The organism is Pseudomonas lini, from assembly GCF_030812475.1.
GTDB classification, from domain to species: Bacteria; Pseudomonadota; Gammaproteobacteria; order Pseudomonadales; family Pseudomonadaceae; genus Aquipseudomonas; species Aquipseudomonas lini_A.
This window is the reverse complement of sequence record NZ_JAUSSR010000001.1, coordinates 514,407-536,350: the sequence shown is the minus strand read 5'-3', so window position 1 is coordinate 536,350 and position 21,944 is coordinate 514,407. Positions and strand designations below refer to the sequence as shown.

The following is a 21,944-nucleotide window of genomic DNA, read 5'->3' as shown; positions in this document are numbered from 1 at the left end:
ATCAGAACTTGCCTACACGTAAGAGATATTTGCGCTGAACTAAGTTTCAGCGACGCCTGCAAATTTCTCACGCAATTTGTCTAGAGCACGTTTGTAACGCATTTTTGTCGCACTCAAACCCATGTGCATGATGTCTGCGATCTCCTGAAACTCCAGCTCTGCGACAAATCGTAGCACCAGGATTTCTCTGTCAATCGGGTTCACATACACTAACCAGCGATCAAGTCCACCCTTTTCCTCGGGTTTCGGCGCCTTTTCTTCAGACGCTTCCTCGAGGGGGTCCAGACTCAAAGCGTCCATCAAGCGACGCTTTCGCCGTTCTTTCCGATACTGCGTGATGCATTCGTTGTACGTGATGCTATATAGCCACGTCTTGAACTTCGATTTCCCCTCGAAGTTCTTCAAGCCATACAACACCTTCAACATCACTTCCTGACAGACATCGTCTGCGTCTCGATCGTTCCCGAGATACCGTGCACAGACGTTAAATAATGTTCTCTGGTAACGCCGCATCAGTTCTTCATAGGCGCGCGTTACGTGAAACAGCTCGGTGTGCGAGCGCGCGACCAACTCCTCATCAGAGAGCTCGCGGGGGTCGTAGCGCGTGGAGAGCGATTGAGCTTTATTCAAAACAAGTCGGGCCGACAGTCAGGTCAATGTCCGCCGCGGCCCTTGCGGGCTTTCAGCGGCGGCATACATTAGCAGGGTTTGCCGGGTTAGCGGCTACTCACATGCTGCTCCAGGAGGATCCGATTGGAGAGAGAGACTAGCTCACCCTCATCGGTCAGCAATGTGGTTTTAACCGTGCCGATCTCTTCGATCTGGCCTTCGACCTCGCCAACACTCACTTGTTGCCCAACCTGATACAACTCACGCACATAGATTCCCGCAAGAATCTGACCGGCAATTTCCCGGCTTCCCAATCCCATGGCCAGCGCAACCGCCAGACCAACGGTAATCAAAACGATCACAATCACATGGTTGAGCAGGTCAGTCTTGACCTCCAACTGGCTGATCGCGACCGAAATACTGATGATAATCACCAGGCCCTGGGCAATTCGCCCCAGGCCGGCAGCGTAATCAAGCCCTACACCCTCTGCCGCTCCACGCACCAGTCCATTGGCCAATTGCGCCAGCAACACACCCACCAGCAACACCAGCGCGGCGCCAAATACCTTCGGCAAATACAGCGCAAGCATATCCAGCGTAGCTGAAACTCGCTCAAGTCCAAGGGATTCCGCGGCCGAAACCAGAAAAATCAGCAGGACGAACCAGTAGACGATCTTCCCGATCAGCGTCGAGATCGGCACTTGCAGACCGGCCCGGGACAGCAATTTGGTCAGGCCGGTGCCGCCCATCAGACGATCGAGTCCCAGCTTGGCGAGCAACTTGGACAACAAAGTATCCAAAAGTTTCGCAACGACGAAACCCAATAGCAAAACAACCAGTGCACCGAACAGGTTCGGGATGAAATTTGCAACCTTGGTCCATAACGCAGTCATTGCAGTGACGAGGCTCTGGGTCCAGAGATCAAGTTCCATATTCAATCAGCCTTATCTGCAGTGCGAGCGGTAGGTTTACGGTGACGGGAGACCGGCGAGACATGGGCCGATCCGTTATTCAGGGCAATCATCAGCGCGGGCAGCCAGCGGCCCAGCAGGCTGAACAGATCGCCGGCGCCGACCTGGCGATTGGCGGTTTTCAGTACACGGCCAAGGCACGCATCGTCGTCCCGGGTGGACGGTGAGGCCTTGAGCATGTCACGCAAAGACTGTTCGAACGGATCGTGCATACGCACCTCTCGTGATGTCTGTGAAAAGACGCGATCAAATTTGCCCGGGTCACATGGCAAACCGTCAGACCCAGCGCAAACGTCGGAATAACCACCACTGTCCCAGTGCCACCGAGAGCATCAACAGGCAGGCGACAAGGAAGCCATAAGGGCTTTCGGAGAACGGGATTCCGCCGACGTTGATCCCCAGAAGACCGGTCAGAAAACTCATCGGCAAAAAGATCCCGGTGATGATCCCGAAGCGGTACATCGTGCGGTTCATGCGCACGCTCAAACGTCTATCTTCAGCCTCGAGGACCAGCCCCACCCGCTCGCGGGTCAATTCCAGCTCCTCGAGATAACGGGTCAGGCTGTTGTTCAATTCGTTCCAGTAATCGCCATCGTCCTCGACGAACCAGGGCAGTTTTATCCGTGTCAGTTGACCGAAGATATCCCGTTGCGGAGCGAGAAAACGTTTCAGCGCAGCCGCCCTGCGACGGATCTGCAAAACGGCTCCATGCTCGGGGGTGTACCGTTCGTCGGTATCCAGCTTTTCTTCTTCCTCATCGACCACTTCCGAGAGGCAGGTGACCAGATCCTGCACCTTGTTGGTGAGGTACTGAGCCATATAAAGGATGAGTTCGGAGGCGGTTTTCGGCCCCTTGCCTGCCTCCAGCTGCACCAGCAGCTCGTCGGTGGCACGCAAAGGACGCAATCGCAGGGAAATCACCCGCTGGGCCGAGGCGAAGATCCGCACCGACACCATGTCTTCGGGCTCCGCACCCGGATTGAGATTGACGCCACGCAAAAATAGCAGCAGTTCGCTGTCAGGAAGCTGTAAAAGACGCGGACGGGTGTTCTCTTCCAGCAGCAGGTCACAGCTGAATTCGCTCAGGCCACTGGATTTACGCAGCCAGGTCTGGGTTTGCGGATGACTGCGATCCCAGTGCAGCCACAGGCTTTCATGTGCCTGCAGCTGCAAGTCATCGAGTTCAGTCCGGGCTATCGAACGCGCACCGCCTTTACCGTCCAGTACTAGGGCATGGACCAGCCCCCACTGCGCGTTTTCTTCCTCGAACATCCTCACCCCTATCGTTGAAACAAAAAGCCAGCGACGCTTTATTCAGGCATTTCAAGCGGGCTTGGCGAAATGATCACGCCGTTATTGTCCGCATAAATGTAATGGCCAGGATGGAACGTCACGCCGGCAAAGGTCACGGGCACGTTAAGGTCGCCGATACCGCGCTTGTCGGTCTTCATCGGGTGACTGGCCAGGGCTTGAACCCCCAGCTCGGTTTGCGCGATGACATCGACGTCGCGGATGCAACCATAGATGACCAGCCCTTCCCAGCCGTTTTTCGCGGCTTTCTCGGCCAGCATGTCGCCCAGCAGTGCCCGGCGCAGGGAACCGCCGCCGTCGACTACCAATACCTTGCCTTCACCCTTGAGCTCGACCTGCTCCTTGACCAGCGAGTTGTCTTCGAAGCACTTGATGGTCACGATCTCGCCGCCGAAGGAATCATGGCCGCCGAAATTGCTGAACATCGGTTCCAGCACCTGCACCAGCTCCGGATAGGCGTCGCACAGATCAGGCGTGAGGTAATGTTTCATCGAGAAACTCCTGTAGAGAGGAAGGCAAGCACGAACATCACTGAGGGCCCAGCCATCGAAATGACCAGAAAAGCTCAACGCGTCATATCTTAGCCGCAAGCCGATGAGAGCGAAATGCCCTTGTTAGAGCATCAGGCTCGGATCGCCGAGACCAAATCCGCTTTTTCGCCGAGCAACGGTGTGTATTGATCCGCCAGCCAGCGCGCTACCATTGGCCAGACTTCGGTCTGGGCCGCTTTGCTGACGAGCATTTCCACGTGACCGAAATTATCGCCAAAGCCCTGTTCGCGACCCAGGACAATGAATTGTTTGTGCTCGGAACCCACCTGATCGAATAATTTTCGACAAGCCCAGGCCGGATCCTGATGGTCCCCTGTGGCACTCACGGCCAGCACGGGCACCTTGACCTCGGCCAGCCCGGCCCACCAATCCTTGTCGGCATCGCCAAATCGCCCGAACAGGCCATACCAGCGCATGCTTTCCAGGGCCAGGCCAATGGGCTCGTCCTCCGGGCCGCGCTTGAGCCGTGCCCCCGAGAGCTGGGCAAAACGCTTGAGAATAAAGCGCCCGCTCCACTCCACCGGCGGAAATTTCAATGGCCAGTAGGTTCGGCTGACCTGTGTGCCGAAAAAGGCCGCAGACGCCACGAGCGGTTCGCCGATGTAGTCGCCGCCCAATGCCGCGGCCAGTGTAATGCCGCCCAGGGAGTGACCGATCCAGTGCGGGACCTGGTCACTTTGCTCGCGCACGAAGGCGCCAATGGCCGGCAGATCGTATCGGGCGTAGTCGGCAACGCGGTTATTGCGATAGTTCTGGTTGCGCTGGGACAAGCCATGGCCGCGCATTTCCGCAATCCACACATCGAAGCCCAGGCGCGCCAGATACGCGCCCAGCCCCAGGCCCTTGGGGGAAAACCAGAACCGTCGATTGGAGAAGCTGCCGTGCAACAGGATCACCGGCACGCCACGCACGGCAGGTTCGTCCGCCATGCCGAGACGTGTCACAGCCAGCTCAACGGTGCCGTCGGGGCTGTTGCCGGGTTTCAAACGATAGACGTCTTCGCTCAGATCACCGCGTCGTTCGGCGCTGATCAGGGCGACAGGAAATAGGTTGCTGCTGCTTTGCATAATGCTCTTGCACAAAAAAAGGCGGCTTCCAGAGGAGCCCGCCCTGCTTGAATCTCTGAAAAGGCTCGCCATTGTGGGAGCGAGCCTGCTCGCGAAGGACGCCAAGTCAACGCGTTTATCCAGCCATGACGCGTTATCGTTTACGACCATCGCGAGCAGGCTCGCTCCCACAGGGAGCGAGCCCTTTCACGCCTCTATCAAGCCTGAGCTTGACCTTCAGCCAGGAAGAACCAGGTTTCCAGCACGGAATCGGGGTTCAACGAAACGCTTTCAATGCCCTGCTCCATCAGCCACTTGGCCAGATCCGGGTGGTCCGAAGGGCCCTGACCGCAGATGCCGATGTATTTGCCGGCCTTGTTGCAGGCCTGAATCGCGTTGGCCAACAACTTCTTGACCGCCGGATTACGCTCGTCGAACAGGTGCGCGATGATCCCGGAGTCACGGTCCAGGCCCAGGGTCAGCTGGGTCAGGTCGTTGGAACCGATGGAGAAACCGTCGAAGAATTCGAGGAATTCTTCAGCCAGGATCGCGTTGGACGGCAGTTCGCACATCATGATCACGCGCAGGCCGTTGTCGCCACGGGCCAGGCCGTTTTCGGCCAGCAGGTCGACGACCTGGCTCGCTTCGCCCAGGGTGCGGACGAACGGCACCATGATTTCAACATTGGTCAGGCCCATCTCGTTGCGCACGCGCTTGAGGGCACGGCACTCGAGTTCGAAGCAGTCACGGAAGGCTTCGCTGATGTAACGCGACGCACCGCGGAAGCCCAGCATCGGGTTTTCTTCTTCCGGCTCGTAGAGTTTGCCGCCGATCAGGTTCGCGTATTCGTTGGACTTGAAGTCCGACAGGCGCACGATGACCTTTTTCGGATAGAACGCTGCAGCCAGGGTGCTGATGCCTTCGACCAGTTTCTCTACGTAGAAGCCGACCGGGTCGTCGTAACCGGCGATGCGCTTGTCGACGCTGTCCTTGATGTCCTGCGGCAGGCCGTCGTAGTTCAACAGCGCTTTGGGGTGGACACCGATCATGCGGTTGATGATGAACTCCAGGCGGGCCAGGCCCACACCGGCGTTCGGCAATTGCGCGAAGTCGAAGGCGCGATCCGGGTTGCCGACGTTCATCATGATCTTGAACGGCAGGTCAGGCATGGCATCAACGGAGTTTTTCTTTATGTCGAAGCCCAGCTCGCCTTCGAAGATGTAACCGGTGTCGCCTTCGGCGCAGGAAACGGTCACGCCCTGGCCGTCTTGCAACAGCTGGGTGGCGTTGCCGCAACCGACCACGGCCGGGATCCCCAGCTCGCGCGCGATGATCGCCGCGTGGCAGGTACGGCCGCCACGGTTGGTGACGATGGCGCTGGCGCGCTTCATGACCGGTTCCCAGTCCGGGTCGGTCATGTCGGAGACCAGTACGTCACCTGGCTGGACCTTGTCCATCTCGGACACGTCCTTGATGATGCGGACCTTGCCGGCGCCGATGCGCTGGCCGATGGCGCGACCTTCAACCAGCACGGTGCCGGTTTCTTTCAACAGGTAGCGTTCCATGACGTTCGCCGACGTACGGCTCTTCACGGTTTCAGGACGGGCCTGAACGATGTAGAGCTTGCCGTCGTCGCCGTCTTTGGCCCATTCGATGTCCATCGGGCACTTGTAGTGCTTTTCGATGATCATCGCTTGCTTGGCCAGTTCGCTGACTTCAGCGTCGCTCAGGCAGAAACGGGCGCGATCGGCCTTGTCGACGTCGATGGTCTTGACCGATTTACCTGCCGTGGCGACTTCGCCGTAGATCATCTTGATGGCTTTGCTGCCCAGGTTGCGACGCAGGATGGCCGGACGACCGGCTTCCAGCGTGCCTTTGTGGACATAGAACTCATCCGGGTTCACCGCGCCTTGCACGACGGTTTCACCCAGGCCGTAGGCGCCGGTGATGAACACCACGTCACGGAAGCCCGATTCGGTATCGAGGGTGAACATCACGCCGGCCGTACCGGTTTCGGAGCGGACCATGCGCTGCACGCCGGCCGACAGGGCCACCAGCTTGTGGTCGAAGCCTTGGTGAACGCGGTAGGAAATGGCGCGGTCGTTGAACAGGGAGGCGAACACTTCTTTCGCAGCGCGAATGACGTTTTCGACGCCACGGATGTTCAGGAAGGTTTCCTGCTGACCGGCGAAGGAAGCGTCCGGCAAGTCTTCAGCGGTAGCCGAAGAGCGCACGGCCACGGCCATGTCGGGGTTGCCGGCCGACAGCGTGGCGAACGCGGTGCGGATTTCGGCGTTGAGCTTCTCCGGGAATTCGGCTTCCATGATCCATTGGCGGATCTGCGCACCGGTCTTGGCCAGGGCGTTCACATCGTCGACGTCCAGCGCGTCGAGCGCGGCATGGATCTGATCGTTCAGGCCGCTCAGCTCCAGAAAATCACGATAAGCCTGAGCTGTCGTGGCGAAGCCACCGGGCACCGATACACCGGCACCGGCCAGGTTACTGATCATCTCGCCCAGGGATGCGTTCTTGCCCCCTACGTGCTCCACATCATGGACGCCGAGCTTATCGAGGGAAACTACGTACTCTACCAAGGTGATCTCTCCACTAACTGTGTTGGATAAGCTCAGAAGCCGGCTGCTCCAGGGAGCATTTGCCAGCTGTATGGCCTGGACCTGGAAAATAAGTGAGAATGCGGGCCACTGGCGGCCGGCAAATCGCGCCTATCATATCCAAGATTCGTTACTAGCTTAAGGGTGCAAATGAAACGATCTGCCTTCTTTATTTCCGACGGTACCGGCATCACAGCCGAAACTCTTGGCCAAAGCCTGCTGGCGCAGTTCGAAAACATTACCTTCAGCAAATTCACGCGACCGTACATCGACAACGCGGATAAAGCGCGGGCCATGGTACAACAAATCAACAAAGCCGCCGAAAACGACGGCTTCCGGCCGATCATCTTCGACACCATCGTCAATCAGGACATCCGTGAGATCCTCGCAACGTCCAATGGTTTCATGATCGACATTTTCTCGACCTTCCTGGCGCCACTTGAACAGGAATTGACCGAGCATTCTTCGTACACCGTCGGCAAGTCCCACTCGATTGGCAGCAATTCCAATTACATGGAACGCATCGAGGCGGTCAACTTCGCCCTCGACAACGACGACGGCGCGCGCACGCATTATTACGACAAGGCGGACCTGATCCTAGTGGGTGTGTCGCGTTGTGGTAAGACGCCGACGTGTCTGTACATGGCCATGCAATTTGGCATCCGCGCGGCCAATTATCCGCTGACCGAAGACGACATGGAGCGCCTGCAACTGCCAACAGCCCTGCGCACCCACCAGCACAAGCTGTTCGGCCTGACCATCGACCCGGACCGCCTCACCGCAATCCGCCACGAGCGCAAACCCAACAGCCGCTACTCGAGCTACGCTCAGTGCGAATTCGAAGTGCGCGAGGTGGAGAACCTGTTTCGTCGCGAGAACATCCCGCATATCAACTCCACGCATTTTTCCGTTGAAGAAATTTCGGCGAAGATCCTGGTGGAGAAAGGGGTTGAGCGGCGGTTCAAGTAATTCTTTAGCGCCTGCCCGGCCACCATCGCGGGCAAGCCCGCTCCCACAGGGTTCTTCATCGTTTGCAGATTTTGCATCCAAACATAGATTTCCGTAGGAGCCAGGCTTGCCGGCGATGGCGCACTCGAGGACGCCTTCGCCGGCAAGCCTGGCTCCTACGGAGATGGCGTCAGATCACGAATAAATCCACAAACCTGTTCACCGGTGTGGCCTCAAGCCTCGCCTGGTCTTTGCATAACTGAAAAATCTCGGCGCTGCGCTGCGCCGTAAACCGTGTCGCCAGGTTCGCCTTGAACTTGTCCTCGAGCAGCGCAATGCCGTCGCCACGGCGCCGACGATGGCCGATCGGGTACTCGACCGCCACGTTTTCGGTGCTCGAGCCGTCCTTGAAAAACACCTGCACCGCGTTGGCGATGGAGCGCTTGTCGGCCTCCAGGTATTCGCGGGTGTAGCGCGGCTCTTCGACGACGACCATTTTCTCGCGCAGCACATCGATGATCGGATGGGCGGCGTGGAAGTCGTCTTCGTAGTGCTCGGCCACCAGGTTGCCGAAGGCCAGCGGCACGGCTGTCATGTACTGGATGCAGTGATCACGGTCGGCAGCGTTGGCCAGCGGCCCCACTTTGGAGATGATACGAATCGCCGATTCGTGGGTGGTGATGACGATCCTGTCTATTTCATGCAGGCGATTGCTGACTTGCGGATGCAGGGTCACCGCCGCTTCGCAGGCCGTTTGCGCATGGAATTCGGCGGGAAAGCTGATTTTGAACAAAATGTTTTCCATCACGTAGCTGCCGAACGACCGGGAGAAACTGAAGGCACGCTTGTCCTCAGGCTTGAGCGCCAGATCGTTGTTGGTGTGGCTGAACAATACGTCGTAGAAGCCCCACTGTCTGGCGCTCAGCACACCGGGGATGCCCATTTCACCGCGCATCGCGATGTCCGCCAGGCGCACGCCACGGCTGGACGCGTCGCCGGCCGCCCAGGATTTTCGCGACCCGGCATTCGGCGCGTGACGGTAGGTGCGCAGCGCCTGCCCATCGGCGAAGGCGTGGGATAAGGCAGACAACAACTGCTCGCGATTGGCCCCCATCAGTTTGGCGGTGACAGCCGTCGAGGCGACTTTCACCAGGATGACGTGGTCCAGGCCTACGCGGTTGAAGGCGTTTTCCAGCGCAGTGACGCCCTGGATCTCATGGGCCATGATCATGGCGTCAAGCACCGCCCGCACGGTCAGCGGTGCCTCGCCATTGGCCACGCGCTTTTGCGACAGGTGGTCGGCCACCGCGAGAATACCGCCCAGGTTATCGGACGGATGACCCCATTCGGCGGCGAGCCAGGTGTCGTTGTAGTCCAGCCAACGGACGATGCAACCGATGTCCCAAGCGGCCTTGACCGGATCGAGGCGGTAGCTGGTGCCCGGCACTCGCGCACCGAAAGGCACGACCGTACCTTCGACGAGGGGGCCCAGGTGTTTGGTGCATTCGGGGAAGCGCAGCGCCAGCAGGCCGCAGCCGAGGGTGTCCATCAGGCAGTTGCGGGCGGTATCCAGGGCTTCTTGGGAGTCGATGGTGAAGGTCAGGACATAGTCAGCGATGTCCTGCAGGACCCTGTCGTAGTCGGGGCGGTTGTTCAGGTCGACGTTGGCGCTCATGTTCGATTCACTCGGTTAGTGCTTCGTTGATGGGACCTCGGTTCAGGTTAAATCTCGGTCGGTCGCTACTTTCTCATTGAGAAATGCAATCCCCTGTAGGAGCTGGCTTGCCAGCGAAGAATTCGAATGCGCCGCGTTTTACCAGGAAACACGCGTTTTCGTTAACGACCTTCGCTGGCAAGCCAGCTCCTACAGGGGGGCGTGCAGGCAACAATGATGTTGGATGTGCCGGCCTCTTCGCTGGCAAGCCAGCTCCTACAGGGGTCTTGTGTGGGTTAGAAGGAATCGCCCGGCACGCGGACGTAGCCTTCCATCAACACCCGCGCACTGCGGCTCATGATGGCCTTGTTCACGGTCCATTCACCGTTCACCAGGCTGGCCTCGGCGCCCACGCGCAAGGTGCCGGACGGATGGCCGAAGCGTACGGCATTGCGTTCGACGCCACCCGCGGCAAGGTTCACCAGGGTGCCGGAGATCGCTGCGGCCGTACCGATCGCCACGGCCGCCGTGCCCATCATCGCGTGGTGCAGCTTGCCCATGGACAGCGCGCGCACCAGCAGGTCGACATCACCGGCCGCAATCGCCTTGCCGCTGGATGCCACGTAGTCCGCCGGTTTGGCCACGAACGCCACCTTGGGCGTGTGTTGCCGCTTGGCCGCTTCGTCCAGATCCTTGATCAAGCCCATTCGCAACGCGCCGTAGGCCCGAATGGTTTCGAACATCAGCAGCGCTTTCGGATCGCCGTTGATCGCGCCCTGCAACTCGGTGCCGGTATAACCGATGTCTTCGGCATTGACGAAGATGGTCGGAATGCCGGCGTTGATCATGGTCGCCCTGAAGGTCCCGACCCCGGGCACTTCCAGGTCATCCACCAGGTTGCCGGTGGGGAACATCGAACCACCGCCGCCCTCTTCTTCGGCTGCCGGGTCCATGAATTCGACCTGCACTTCGGCGGCCGGGAACGTCACGCCGTCGAGTTCGAAGTCGCCGGTTTCCTGCACCTCACCGTTGGTGATCGGCACATGGGCGATGATGGTCTTGCCGATGTTGGCCTGCCACACCCGAACCACGGCCACGCCGTTGTGCGGAATGCGGTCGGGGTCCACCAGACCGTTGCTGATGGCAAACGAACCGACCGCCGCCGACAGGTTGCCGCAGTTGCCACTCCAGTCGACGAATGGCTTGTCGATGGAAACCTGGCCGAACAGGTAATCGACGTCGTGATCGGCCTTGATGCTTTTCGACAGGATCACGGTTTTGCTGGTGCTGGACGTTGCGCCGCCCATGCCGTCGATTTGCTTGTCGTAGGGATCGGGGCTGCCGATCACGCGCAACAACAGCGCATCGCGCGCCGGGCCGGGAATCTGTGCCGCTTCGGGCAGGTCCTTGAGGCTGAAGAACACGCCTTTGCTGGTGCCGCCACGCATGTAGGTGGCGGGTATCCTTATTTGCTTTGGAAAAGTAGCTGCGTGAGCCATGGTGCTGCTTACTCCTGATCTGAAAGCAGACACGGGACCTGTAATCCCGTGCCCGCTTGGCGCGTGTTAGACGGCAACCGCCGATTCTTCGAGGAAGTCCTGGGCGAAGCGTTGCAGCACGCCGCCGGCCTCGTAGATCGACACTTCTTCGGCGGTGTCGAGACGGCAAGTCACCGGCACTTCGACGCGTTCGCCGTTCTTGCGGTTGATCACCAGCGTCAGCTCGGCACGTGGCGTGCGTTCGCCGATCACGTCATAGGTTTCGCTGCCATCAATGTTCAGGGTGTGACGGTCGGTACCCGGTTTGAACTCCAGCGGCAACACGCCCATGCCCACCAGGTTGGTGCGGTGGATGCGCTCGAAACCTTCGGCGGCAATCGCTTCCACACCGGCCAGGCGCACGCCCTTGGCCGCCCAGTCCCGGGACGAACCCTGGCCATAGTCGGCGCCGGCGATGATGATCAGCGGCTGCTTGCGTTCCATGTAGGTTTCGATGGCTTCCCACATGCGCATCACTTTGCCTTCCGGCTCGACGCGGGCCAGCGACCCCTGCTTGACCTTGCCGTTTTCCCGGACCATTTCGTTGAACAGTTTCGGGTTGGCGAACGTGGCGCGCTGGGCGGTCAGGTGGTCGCCGCGGTGGGTCGCGTACGAGTTGAAGTCTTCTTCTGGCAGGCCCATTTTCGCCAGGTATTCGCCGGCGGCGCTGTCGAGCATGATCGCGTTGGAAGGCGACAGGTGATCGGTGGTGATGTTGTCCGGCAGCACGGCCAATGGGCGCATGCCCTTGAGCGGACGCGCGCCGGCCAGAGCGCCTTCCCAGTACGGCGGACGGCGGATGTAGGTGCTCATTTCGCGCCAGTCGTACAGCGGGGTCACTTTCGGGCCGGTGTCTTCGTGGATGGCGAACATCGGGATGTAGACCTGACGGAACTGCTCCGGCTTGACCGAGGCCTTGACCACCGCGTCGATTTCCTCGTCGCTCGGCCAGATGTCTTTCAGGCGGATTTCCTTGCCATCCACCACGCCCAGCACATCTTTTTCGATGTCGAAACGGATGGTCCCGGCGATGGCGTAAGCGACCACCAACGGCGGCGATGCGAGGAATGCGTTCTTGGCGTACGGGTGAATCCGCCCGTCGAAGTTGCGGTTACCGGACAACACCGCCGTGGCGTACAGGTCGCGGTCGATGATCTCTTGCTGGATCACCGGATCCAGCGCGCCGGACATGCCGTTGCACGTGGTGCAGGCGAAGGCGACGATGCCGAAACCGAGTTGCTCCAGCTCGCTGGTCAGGCCGGCCTCGTCGAGGTACAGCGCGACGGTTTTCGAACCCGGCGCCAGGGACGATTTGACCCACGGCTTGCGGGTGAGCCCGAGCTTGTTGGCATTGCGCGCCAGCAGGCCGGCGGCAATCACGTTGCGCGGGTTGCTGGTGTTGGTGCAACTGGTGATGGCGGCGATGATCACCGCACCGTCCGGCATCTGGCCAGGCACTTCGGTCCATTGGCCGGAGATGCCTTGGGCGGCGAGGTCCGAGGTGGCAACGCGAGCGTGCGGGTTGCTCGGGCCGGCCATGTTGCGCACCACCGAGGACAGGTTGAAGGTCAAACCTCGCTCGTATTGTGCATTCTTCAAACTGTCAGCCCAGAGGCCGGTCTGCTTGGCGTAGTTCTCGACCAGTTGTACCTGCTCGTCTTCGCGGCCGGTGAGCTTGAGGTAGTCGATAGTCTGCTGGTCGATGTAGAACATCGCCGCGGTAGCACCGTATTCCGGGGCCATGTTGGAAATGGTCGCGCGGTCGCCGAGGGTCAGCGCAGAAGCGCCTTCGCCGAAGAACTCCAGCCAGGCGCCGACAACTTTTTGCTGGCGCAGGAACTCGGTCAACGCCAGCACCATGTCGGTGGCGGTGATGCCCGGTTGTAGCTTGCCGGTGAGTTCGACGCCGACGCTTTCCGGCAGACGCATCCACGATGCGCGGCCGAGCATCACGCTTTCCGCTTCCAGGCCACCGACGCCGATGGCGATCACGCCCAGGGCATCGACGTGCGGGGTGTGGCTGTCGGTGCCGACGCAGGTATCAGGGAAGGCGACGCCGTCACGCACCTGGATCACCGGAGACATCTTCTCCAGGTTGATCTGGTGCATGATGCCGTTGCCCGGCGGGATCACATCGACGTTCTTGAACGCTTTTTTCGTCCAGTTGATGAAGTGGAAACGGTCTTCGTTGCGACGATCTTCGATGGCGCGGTTCTTTTCGAACGCTTCGGGATCGAAGCCTCCACGTTCCACGGCCAGGGAGTGGTCGACGATCAATTGCGTCGGCACCACCGGGTTCACTTGGGCCGGGTCGCCGCCTTGCAGGGCGATGGCGTCACGCAGGCCGGCGAGGTCCACCAGGGCGGTCTGGCCGAGAATGTCGTGGCACACCACGCGGGCCGGGAACCAGGGGAAATCGAGGTCGCGCTTGCGCTCGATGAATTGCTTCAGGGATTCGGTGAGCGTGGCCGGGTCACAGCGGCGCACCAGGTTTTCCGCCAGCACGCGGGAGGTGTACGGCAGAGTGTCGTAGGCGCCGGGCTGGATGGCCTCGACCGCCGCACGGACGTCAAAGTAATCCAGATGGCTGCCGGGCAGCGGTTTGCGGAATTCAGTGTTCATCGTCAGGGACTCGGTCACGGTGATTACAAAGGGTGGGGCCTGGCACCGGATTTGAATTGAAACCGATCCCTTGTAGGAGCTGGCTTGCCAGCGAATGCGGCGCGTCAGGCGACATTAATGTCGGATGTGATGGCCTCTTCGCTGGCAAGCCAGCTCCTACAGGGGTTCCCGGTTCATTCAGCAACCAGCGCCGGTGCCCACCGGTCAGCGTTGTTCGATTGGCACGAACTTGCGCTGTTCGACGCCGGTGTATTCGGCGCTCGGGCGGATGATGCGGTTGTTGGCACGCTGCTCGAACACATGCGCCGCCCAGCCGGTCAGGCGCGAGCAGACGAAAATCGGGGTGAACAACTTGGTCGGAATGCCCATGAAGTGATACGTCGACGCATGGTAGAAGTCGGCGTTCGGGAACAGTTTCTTCTGCTCCCACATGGTCTTGTCGATGGCTTCGGAAACCGGGAACAGCACGGTGTCGCCCACTTCGTCAGCGAGTTTTTTCGACCAGGCCTTGATCACCTCGTTGCGCGGATCGTTGTCCTTATAGATCGCGTGGCCGAAACCCATGATCTTGTCCTTGCGTTCGAGCATGCCGAGGGTGCCCTTGATCGCCTCCTCCGGTGAGCTGAAGCGCGCGATCATTTCCATCGCCGCTTCGTTGGCGCCACCGTGCAACGGACCGCGCAAGGTGCCGATGGCCGCCGTGACGCAGGAAAACAGATCCGACAACGTCGAGGCGCAAACCCGCGCGGCGAAGGTCGAGGCGTTGAATTCGTGCTCCGCATAGAGGATCAGCGAAACGTTCATCACCTTGACGTGCAACTCGCTCGGCTTCTTGTCGTGCAGCAGGTGCAGGAAATGACCGCCGATGGTCCGCTCGTCGCTCACGCAGTCGATGCGCTTGCCGTCGTGGCTGAAGCGATACCAGTAGCACATGATCGCCGGGAACGCGGCCAGCAGGCGGTCGGTCTTGTCGTGCTGCTCGGAGAAGTCGTTCTCCGGTTCGATGTTGCCCAGGAACGAGCAACCGGTGCGCATCACGTCCATCGGGTGGGCGTCGGCGGGGATGCGTTCCAGCACTTCTTTCAAGGCTTGCGGCAGCTCGCGCAGCTTGCCCAGCTTGTCGAGATAGGCATCGAGTTGCACCTGGGTCGGCAGCTCGCCGTACAGCAGCAGGTAGGCCACTTCTTCGAATTGGGCGTCAGCCGCCAGTTCGCGAACGTCGTAGCCGCGATAAGTCAGGCCTGCGCCCGACTGGCCCACGGTGGACAGTGCGGTTTGTCCGGCAACCTGGCCACGGAGCCCGGCGCCACTGAGTACTTTTGCTTCGGCCATTGCTGTCTCCAGTTTTCTTGAATTTGTTAGGGAATCGGCAAATACACGGGTCGGGATTGACTCCGGCCCTGTAGGAGCGAGCTTGCTCGCGATGGTGGACGGAACACCACGTTGTATCAGGCAGTACCCGTTATCGTTCACGTCCATCGTCGGAACGCCGCCCGGAGCAAGCTCGCTCCCACAAGGGGTTTCATTATTTTTTAGCAGCAAACAACGCATCGAGCTTCTGCTCGAAGGTGTGGTAGTCAATGCGATCGTAAAGCTCCATGCGCGTCTGCATGGTATCGATGACGTTCTGTTGCGTACCGTCGCGGCGGATCGCGGTGTAGACGTTTTCCGCGGCCTTGTTCATCGCACGGAAGGCCGACAGCGGGTACAGCACCAGTGACACATCGGCGCCAGCCAGCTGCTCGGTGGTGTACAGCGGCGTCGCGCCGAACTCGGTGATGTTGGCCAGGATCGGCGCTTTCACGCGGCTGGCGAACAGCTTGTACATCTCCAGTTCAGTGATGGCTTCCGGGAAGATCATGTCGGCGCCCGCCTCGATGCACGCTTCAGCGCGCTCCAGGGCCGATTCCAGTCCTTCCACCGCCAGGGCGTCGGTGCGGGCCATGATCACGAAGCTGTCATCGGTGCGGGCATCGACCGCGGCCTTGATGCGATCGACCATTTCCTGCAGGGACACGATCTCTTTATTAGGACGGTGGCCGCAGCGCTTGGCACCGACCTGGTCTTCGATGTGAATCGCCGCCGCGCCGAACTTGATCATCGACTTGACGGTACGGGCGACGTTGAATGCCGAGGAACCGAAACCGGTGTCCACGTCCACCAGCAGCGGCAGGTCGCAGACGTCGGTGATGCGACGCACGTCGGTCAGCACGTCGTCCAGACCGGTAATGCCCAGGTCCGGTACGCCGAGGGAACCGGCAGCCACCCCGCCACCGGACAGGTAAATAGCCTTGAAACCGGCGCGCTTGGCCAGCAGCGCGTGATTGGCGTTGATCGCGCCGACCACTTGCAGCGGATGTTCGCTGGCGACCGCATCGCGAAAACGCTGGCCTGGAGTGCTCTTGTTGGAACTCATGACTCACCTCGTTCAGTGGCTGTCGGGTTAACGCCGTCCTGGTAGTGACGGGCGATATTGCGTTTGGACGCGCCGATGTGGCGGCGCATCAACAACTCGGCCAGCTCACCGTCACGGTCGGCGATGGCGTCGAGAATACGGTGGTGCTCGGCGAAGGCCTGGTGCGGCCGATTGGGCGTGGTGGAAAACTGGATGCGGTACATGCGCACCAGTTGATAAAGCTCGCCGCAGAGCATCTGGGTCAGGGTGCGGTTACCGCTGCCCTGGATGATTCGGTAATGAAAGTCGAAATCGCCTTCCTGCTGGTAGTAACCGACACCCGCCTGAAACGCCGCATCGCGCTCGTGGGTTTCGAGGACGCGGCGCAGTTCGTCGATTTCTTCAAGGGTCATGCGTTCGGCCGCCAGACGGCAGGCCATGCCTTCGAGGGACTCGCGGATTTCGTAGAGTTCCACCAGCTCGGCGTGGTTGAGCGACACCACCCGCGCGCCGACGTGCGGTATGCGCACCAACAGGCGCTGGCCTTCCAGGCGGTGGATCGCCTCACGCAACGGACCGCGACTGATGCCGTAGGTGCGCGCCAGCTCCGGCTCGGAAATCTTGCTGCCCGGGGCGATTTCGCCTTTGACGATGGCCGCCTGAATGCGTCGGAAGACATTCTCGGAAAGTGTTTCCGAATCGTCTTGCGCAATGACCGGCGGATCGGGTTGATCCAGCATATTGTCGACACCTTGATAACCAATGACGCAAAAACTAACGAATACAGGCCGCATAGTCAAAGGATAATTAGGTATTGTCGACAATCGTCTAATAACCGACTGCATTCCATCATCGCAGTACCTCGGCTTATCGCCAGCCGTCGACGCTGGCGCCATAAAACCACCGTGCTAGAATGCCGGCCGCATTTGTTTGTGACATCTGCACGGCTTGTCATCATTGATAGGCATACGAGGGAGCTTGCGCAGCAATGCCAGGGCCTTGAACTGAAGTATGGACCGCCGCGCACCAGGATTTATGAGACTCAAGCCCTTCCCCGCATTCCTTTTTATGCTCTGCCTGCCCGGTTATGCCGCGGCGGGGGAAAAAACCGTGTACGGCCTCAACGAGTACGCCTCGCTGAATGGCATCAACCTGGAAGTCGCCGCCAAACTCGACACCGGAGCGAAAACCGCCTCCTTGAGTGCCCGCGACATCAAACGCTTCAAACGCAATGGCGAGTCCTGGGTACGCTTCTACCTGGCCATCGACGCCGCCCATTCGCACCCGATCGAACGGCCGCTGGCCCGGGTCAGCAAGATCAAGCGCAGGGCCGGTGACTACGATCCGGAAGCCGGCAAGAAGTACACCGCCCGTCCGGTGATCGAGCTCGATATCTGCATGGGTTCGGCTTTACGCAGCATCGAAGTGAACTTGACCGACCGTAGCGCCTTCCAATACCCGCTCTTGATCGGCTCCGAAGCCCTGAAACGCTTCGATGCACTGGTCGACCCCAGCCTTAAATACGCTGCTGGCAAACCCGCCTGCGCCACCGACGCACATACCGCAGAGTAATTCCAATGCGCTCTCTTACCCTCCACCTGAAATTCCTGATCGCCATCCTGGTGGTGCTGGGCATTTCAGTTACGGCCTATCAGATCTTCGTGCTCGGCATTCCCGTGACCGAAGACGCCACCGACGACTTGTGGAACATCGACGCCAAGGTCGAGTTCGTCGCCAGCACCAAGGACCCGGTCAAGATCCAGATGTTCGTGCCACCGCTGAGCCGCGACTACGTCAGCCTCAACGAGAGCTTTATCTCCAATAATTACGGCGTGGCGGTGAACCGGGTTGACGGTAACCGCAAGGTCACGTGGTCGGCGCGCAGGGCCAAGGGCAACCAGACCCTCTATTACCGCCTGGTGCTGACCAAGCGTTACAGCGGCGAAAAACTGAAGATCAAGGGTCCGACGTTCCGCGACAGCATTGTCGTGGAAGGCCCGGAAAAAGTCGCCGCCGAAGCCCTGCTCGCACCGATCCGCCAGCACTCGGCCGACGTCGAGACCTTCATCGGCGAAGCCATCAAGCGCGTCAATAATGTCAACGATGACAATGTGAAGCTGCTGCTGGGCGGCGATCCGACCGTCGGGCACAAGGCTAAAATCGTCGAACTGCTGCTGTCCATCGCCCACGTGCCGGTGGAAAAGGTCCACACCATCCGCCTGGTGGCCGACCAGCCGCAAACCCCGGAACTCTGGCTGCGCAGCTTCAACGGCACCGACTGGCTGTACTTCAATCCGGAAACCGGTGAACAGGGCCTGCCGACCGACCGCCTGCTGTGGTGGACCGGTGACGAAAACCTGATCACCGTCGATGGCGGCAAGAAGGCCACAGTGACCTTCAGCATGAACAACAGCGAAATGAACGCCATTCGCCTGGCCAAGCTGACTGACGAAAACACCGACGCCAACTTCCTCGAATACTCTTTGTACGGTCTGCCGCTGCAAACCCAGCAGACCTTCATGATCATGGTGATGATCCCGATCGGCGTCCTGGTGATCCTGATCCTGCGCAACCTGATCGGCATCCAGACCCTGGGCACCTTCACCCCGGTGCTGATCGCCCTGGCGTTCCGCGAAACCCAGCTGGGCTTCGGCATCGTGCTGTTTACCATCATCACGGCCCTGGGCCTGTCGCTGCGTTCCTATCTTGAACACCTGAAGCTGCAAATGCTGCCGAGGCTGTCGGTGGTGCTGACCTTCGTGGTGGTGCTGATCGCGACGATCAGCCTGCTCAGCCATAAACTCGGCCTCGAACGCGGGTTGTCGGTCGCGCTGTTCCCGATGGTGATTCTGACCATGACCATCGAACGCTTGTCGATCACCTGGGAGGAACGCGGCGGCGGCCATGCCATGAAGGTGGCGATCGGTACGCTGTTCGCCGCGGCCCTGGCACACCTGATCATGAGCGTGCCGGAGCTGGTGTACTTCGTGTTCACCTTCCCGGCGATCCTGTTGATCCTGGTGGGCTTCATGCTGGCCATGGGTCGTTATCGCGGCTACCGCCTGACCGAACTGGTGCGCTTCAAGGCCTTCCTGAAGAAGGCTGACGCCTGATGTTCGGCCTCTGGAAGACCTGGAAAGCCCTGGAAGCCCGGGGCATCATGGGGATCAATCGGCGCAACGCCGACTACGTGCTCAAGTACAACAAGCGCAGCCTGTACCCGATCGTCGATGACAAGATCATCACCAAGGAGCGCGCCATCGCCGCCGGCATTCATGTGCCGGAACTGTATGGCGTGATCTCCACCGAGAAGGAAATCGACAACCTCGACGAGATCATCGGCGGGCGCAACGACTTCGTGGTGAAACCGGCCCAGGGCGCCGGCGGTGACGGCATCCTGGTGATCGCCGACCGCTTCGAGGGGCGCTACCGCACGGTGTCCGGCAAGATCATCAGCCACGAGGAAATCGAGCACCAGATTTCCAGCATCCTGACCGGCCTCTATTCGCTGGGCGGTCATCGTGACCGGGCGCTGATCGAATACCGCGTGACCCCGGACCAGATCTTCAAGAGCATCAGCTACGAAGGCGTGCCGGACATCCGCATCATCGTGCTGATGGGCTACCCGGTCATGGCCATGCTGCGCTTGCCGACCCGTCAGTCCGGCGGCAAGGCCAACCTGCACCAGGGCGCCATCGGCGTCGGTGTCGACCTCGCCACCGGCCTGACCCTGCGCGGCACCTGGCTGAACAACATCATCACCAAGCACCCGGACACCACCAACGCAGTGGACGGCGTGCAACTGCCCTACTGGGACGGCTTCATGAAGCTCGCCGCCGGCTGCTATGAGCTGTGCGGGCTGGGTTACATCGGTGTCGACATGGTGCTGGACCAGGAAAAAGGCCCGTTGATCCTTGAGCTCAACGCCCGCCCCGGGTTGAACATTCAGATTGCCAACGATTGCGGCCTGACGTTGCGCACCCATGCCGTTGAAGCACGCCTTGAAGCATTGAAGGCTCGCGGGATCAGCGAGACGGTTGAGGAGCGGGTGGAGTTTGTCCAGGAGATGTTCGGGCATATTCCCGGGGTCGAGGGCTGATCCAAGACCGAGTCGCACCCTTCGCTGGCAAGCCAGCTCCTACAGGGATGGCGCTGAACCTTGTAGGAGCTGGCTTGTCGGATCGCCGCACCGCAGCGAAGACGCCCTGACAGTCACCACACCTCCTAACCCTGCCGCCAATCTGCCAATCCCCGACATCCCCTCTAGGAGCAATTCCCGGAGCAGACTACAATCGCCACCCCGCCTCGATGGCTGATCCGCCCCGCCCATGTTGACTTGTTCCGTACACCCGCTCCCCTATCACGCCAATCCCGCCGACTATTTCGCGGCGATTCGTCATGCCCCCGGTGCCGTACTGCTCGACAGTGGCCGGCCCACGGCCGATCGCGGTCGCTATGACCTGCTCAGCGCCTGGCCGCTGGAACAACTGGCCGTATTGCCTGACGAAAGTGGTGGCGATTTCCTGCAGCGCCTGCGCGATAACCTGACACGGCTGGGTGAAGCCGCGCTGCCGCTTGACTTGCCTTTCGCCGGCGGCCTGATTGGCTACCTGAGCTATGATTTCGGCCGTCACCTGGAGCATCTGCCAAGCCTGGCGCAGGACGACCTGCAATTGCCGGATGCACGTTTCGGGCTCTATGACTGGGCGCTGATCAACGATCATCAGTTGAAAACCAGTCAGCTGGTGTTTCACCCGACGCTGATCGACAGCGAGCGGCAGCGGCTGATCGCATTGTTCAGCCAGCCTGCGGTTGAAACCAACGAGCCTTTCAAACTGAAAGCGCCGATGAGCGCCGACCTGAGCGCTGACGAGTATCGCCACGCCCTGGAGCGCATTCAGGACTATATCCAGGCCGGCGATTGTTACCAGGTCAACTTCGCCCAGCGTTTCCGCGCTGAGTGCGCCGGCGACCCGTGGGCCGCGTACTGCGCCCTGCGGGCAGCGTGCCCGACGCCGTTTTCCGGCTTCCAGAGCCTGCCCGATGGCGGCGCGGTGCTGAGCCTGTCGCCGGAGCGCTTCGTCAAAGTCAGCGAGCGCCACGTGGAAACCCGCCCGATCAAGGGCACTCGCCCTCGCGGCCAGAACGTTGCCGAAGATGCAGCCAACGCCGCCGAACTGCTGGCCAGCCCCAAGGACCGCGCGGAAAACCTGATGATCGTCGATTTGCTGCGCAATGACCTCGGTCGCACTTGCCGCATCGGTTCGGTGCGGGTTCCGGAGTTATTCAGCCTCGAAAGCTACCCGAACGTGCATCATCTGGTGAGCAGCGTCACCGGTGAACTGGCGGATGACCGCGACGCCCTGGACCTGATCGCCGGCAGCTTCCCTGGTGGATCGATTACCGGCGCGCCGAAGATTCGGGCGATGCAGATCATCGACGAGCTGGAGCCGACCCGACGCGGGTTGTATTGCGGTTCGTTGCTGTACCTGGACGTGCGCGGCGAGATGGACAGCTCCATCGCCATTCGCAGTTTGCTGGTGAAGGATGGGCAAGTGTGTTGCTGGGGCGGTGGCGGGATCGTCGCCGATTCCGAGTGGCAGGCCGAGTATCAGGAATCGATTACCAAGGTGAAGGTGTTGCTCGATACCTTGCAGAACCTTTAAGAGCTTCGCCGGCAAGCCGGC

General features: G+C 60.3%; 18 protein-coding genes. 5 read left to right on the top strand and 13 right to left on the bottom strand.

Annotated elements, in window-relative coordinates:
- Nucleotides 1–39: 39 nt before the first annotated feature.
- The 7 genes from sigX to ppsA form a co-directional block, all read right to left on the bottom strand.
- Nucleotides 40–630: an RNA polymerase sigma factor SigX gene (gene sigX / locus J2W17_RS02610; RefSeq protein ID WP_064678884.1), complete on the bottom strand. Its 591-nt coding sequence runs from the start codon at nt 628–630 to the stop codon at nt 40–42.
- A gap of 86 nt (nt 631–716) precedes the next feature.
- The gene (locus tag J2W17_RS02605; RefSeq protein WP_064678885.1) at nt 717–1,541 is read right to left on the bottom strand and encodes a mechanosensitive ion channel family protein; all 825 of its coding nucleotides are present in this window, start codon (nt 1,539–1,541) and stop codon (nt 717–719) included.
- A 2-nt stretch (nt 1,542–1,543) separates the two neighbouring features.
- A complete protein-coding gene (locus J2W17_RS02600; RefSeq protein WP_064678886.1) occupies nt 1,544–1,792 on the bottom strand; it encodes a hypothetical protein in 249 nt (82 codons plus the stop codon).
- A 64-nt stretch (nt 1,793–1,856) separates the two neighbouring features.
- Nucleotides 1,857–2,852 carry a zinc transporter ZntB gene (locus J2W17_RS02595; RefSeq protein WP_307328729.1) on the bottom strand — a complete coding sequence of 332 codons (996 nt, stop codon included), beginning with the start codon at nt 2,850–2,852 and terminating at the stop codon, nt 1,857–1,859.
- A gap of 38 nt (nt 2,853–2,890) precedes the next feature.
- Nucleotides 2,891–3,382, bottom strand: a complete 492-nt coding sequence (rraA, locus tag J2W17_RS02590) for a ribonuclease E activity regulator RraA (protein WP_307328726.1) — start codon at nt 3,380–3,382, stop codon at nt 2,891–2,893.
- Nucleotides 3,383–3,513: 131 nt separating this feature from the next.
- Complete coding sequence (locus tag J2W17_RS02585) at nt 3,514–4,509, bottom strand: alpha/beta fold hydrolase (protein WP_307328723.1); 996 nt, start codon at nt 4,507–4,509, stop codon at nt 3,514–3,516.
- A gap of 197 nt (nt 4,510–4,706) precedes the next feature.
- Entirely contained in the window at nt 4,707–7,082 is a 2,376-nt protein-coding gene (gene ppsA, locus J2W17_RS02580; protein WP_307328720.1) for a phosphoenolpyruvate synthase, read from the bottom strand.
- A 168-nt stretch (nt 7,083–7,250) separates the two neighbouring features.
- Between ppsA and ppsR the strand changes: the two genes are divergently transcribed.
- Nucleotides 7,251–8,069 carry a posphoenolpyruvate synthetase regulatory kinase/phosphorylase PpsR gene (ppsR, locus tag J2W17_RS02575; RefSeq protein ID WP_064678891.1) on the top strand — a complete coding sequence of 273 codons (819 nt, stop codon included), beginning with the start codon at nt 7,251–7,253 and terminating at the stop codon, nt 8,067–8,069.
- A gap of 169 nt (nt 8,070–8,238) precedes the next feature.
- Here the strand turns inward: ppsR and prpD are convergent, their stop codons facing one another.
- The 6 genes from prpD to J2W17_RS02545 all read right to left on the bottom strand — a co-directional run bounded on the left by prpD (nt 8,239) and on the right by J2W17_RS02545 (nt 16,997).
- Nucleotides 8,239–9,723, bottom strand: a complete 1,485-nt coding sequence (prpD, locus tag J2W17_RS02570) for a 2-methylcitrate dehydratase (protein ID WP_307328714.1) — start codon at nt 9,721–9,723, stop codon at nt 8,239–8,241.
- A 275-nt stretch (nt 9,724–9,998) separates the two neighbouring features.
- Nucleotides 9,999–11,201, bottom strand: a complete 1,203-nt coding sequence (prpF, locus tag J2W17_RS02565; RefSeq protein ID WP_307328711.1) for a 2-methylaconitate cis-trans isomerase PrpF — start codon at nt 11,199–11,201, stop codon at nt 9,999–10,001.
- A 66-nt stretch (nt 11,202–11,267) separates the two neighbouring features.
- Nucleotides 11,268–13,862 carry a Fe/S-dependent 2-methylisocitrate dehydratase AcnD gene (gene acnD, locus J2W17_RS02560; RefSeq protein ID WP_307328709.1) on the bottom strand — a complete coding sequence of 865 codons (2,595 nt, stop codon included), beginning with the start codon at nt 13,860–13,862 and terminating at the stop codon, nt 11,268–11,270.
- A gap of 204 nt (nt 13,863–14,066) precedes the next feature.
- The gene (prpC, locus tag J2W17_RS02555) at nt 14,067–15,194 is read right to left on the bottom strand and encodes a bifunctional 2-methylcitrate synthase/citrate synthase (protein WP_307328706.1); all 1,128 of its coding nucleotides are present in this window, start codon (nt 15,192–15,194) and stop codon (nt 14,067–14,069) included.
- Between the two features lie 193 nt (nt 15,195–15,387).
- Entirely contained in the window at nt 15,388–16,278 is an 891-nt protein-coding gene (gene prpB, locus J2W17_RS02550; protein ID WP_064678896.1) for a methylisocitrate lyase, read from the bottom strand.
- Nucleotides 16,275–16,997 (bottom strand): GntR family transcriptional regulator, encoded by a 723-nt coding sequence (locus tag J2W17_RS02545; protein ID WP_307328700.1) that lies wholly within the window; start codon nt 16,995–16,997, stop codon nt 16,275–16,277. The genes prpB and J2W17_RS02545 overlap by 4 nt, the downstream gene beginning before the upstream one ends.
- Before the next feature lie 295 nt (nt 16,998–17,292).
- Here J2W17_RS02545 and rloA point away from each other — a divergent pair, with 295 nt between their 5' ends.
- From rloA to pabB, 4 genes are all read left to right on the top strand, one after another.
- Nucleotides 17,293–17,829, top strand: a complete 537-nt coding sequence (rloA, locus tag J2W17_RS02540) for a retropepsin-like aspartic peptidase RloA (RefSeq protein WP_064678898.1) — start codon at nt 17,293–17,295, stop codon at nt 17,827–17,829.
- A gap of 5 nt (nt 17,830–17,834) precedes the next feature.
- Entirely contained in the window at nt 17,835–19,370 is a 1,536-nt protein-coding gene (gene rloB, locus J2W17_RS02535; RefSeq protein ID WP_307328695.1) for an osmotic stress tolerance membrane protein RloB, read from the top strand.
- Complete coding sequence (locus J2W17_RS02530; RefSeq protein WP_150800678.1) at nt 19,370–20,356, top strand: alpha-L-glutamate ligase-like protein; 987 nt, start codon at nt 19,370–19,372, stop codon at nt 20,354–20,356. Before rloB ends, J2W17_RS02530 begins: the two co-directional genes overlap by 1 nt.
- A 229-nt stretch (nt 20,357–20,585) precedes the next feature.
- The gene (gene pabB, locus J2W17_RS02525; RefSeq protein WP_307328686.1) at nt 20,586–21,923 is read left to right on the top strand and encodes an aminodeoxychorismate synthase component I; all 1,338 of its coding nucleotides are present in this window, start codon (nt 20,586–20,588) and stop codon (nt 21,921–21,923) included.
- The last annotated feature ends 21 nt before the right edge of the window (nt 21,924–21,944 follow it).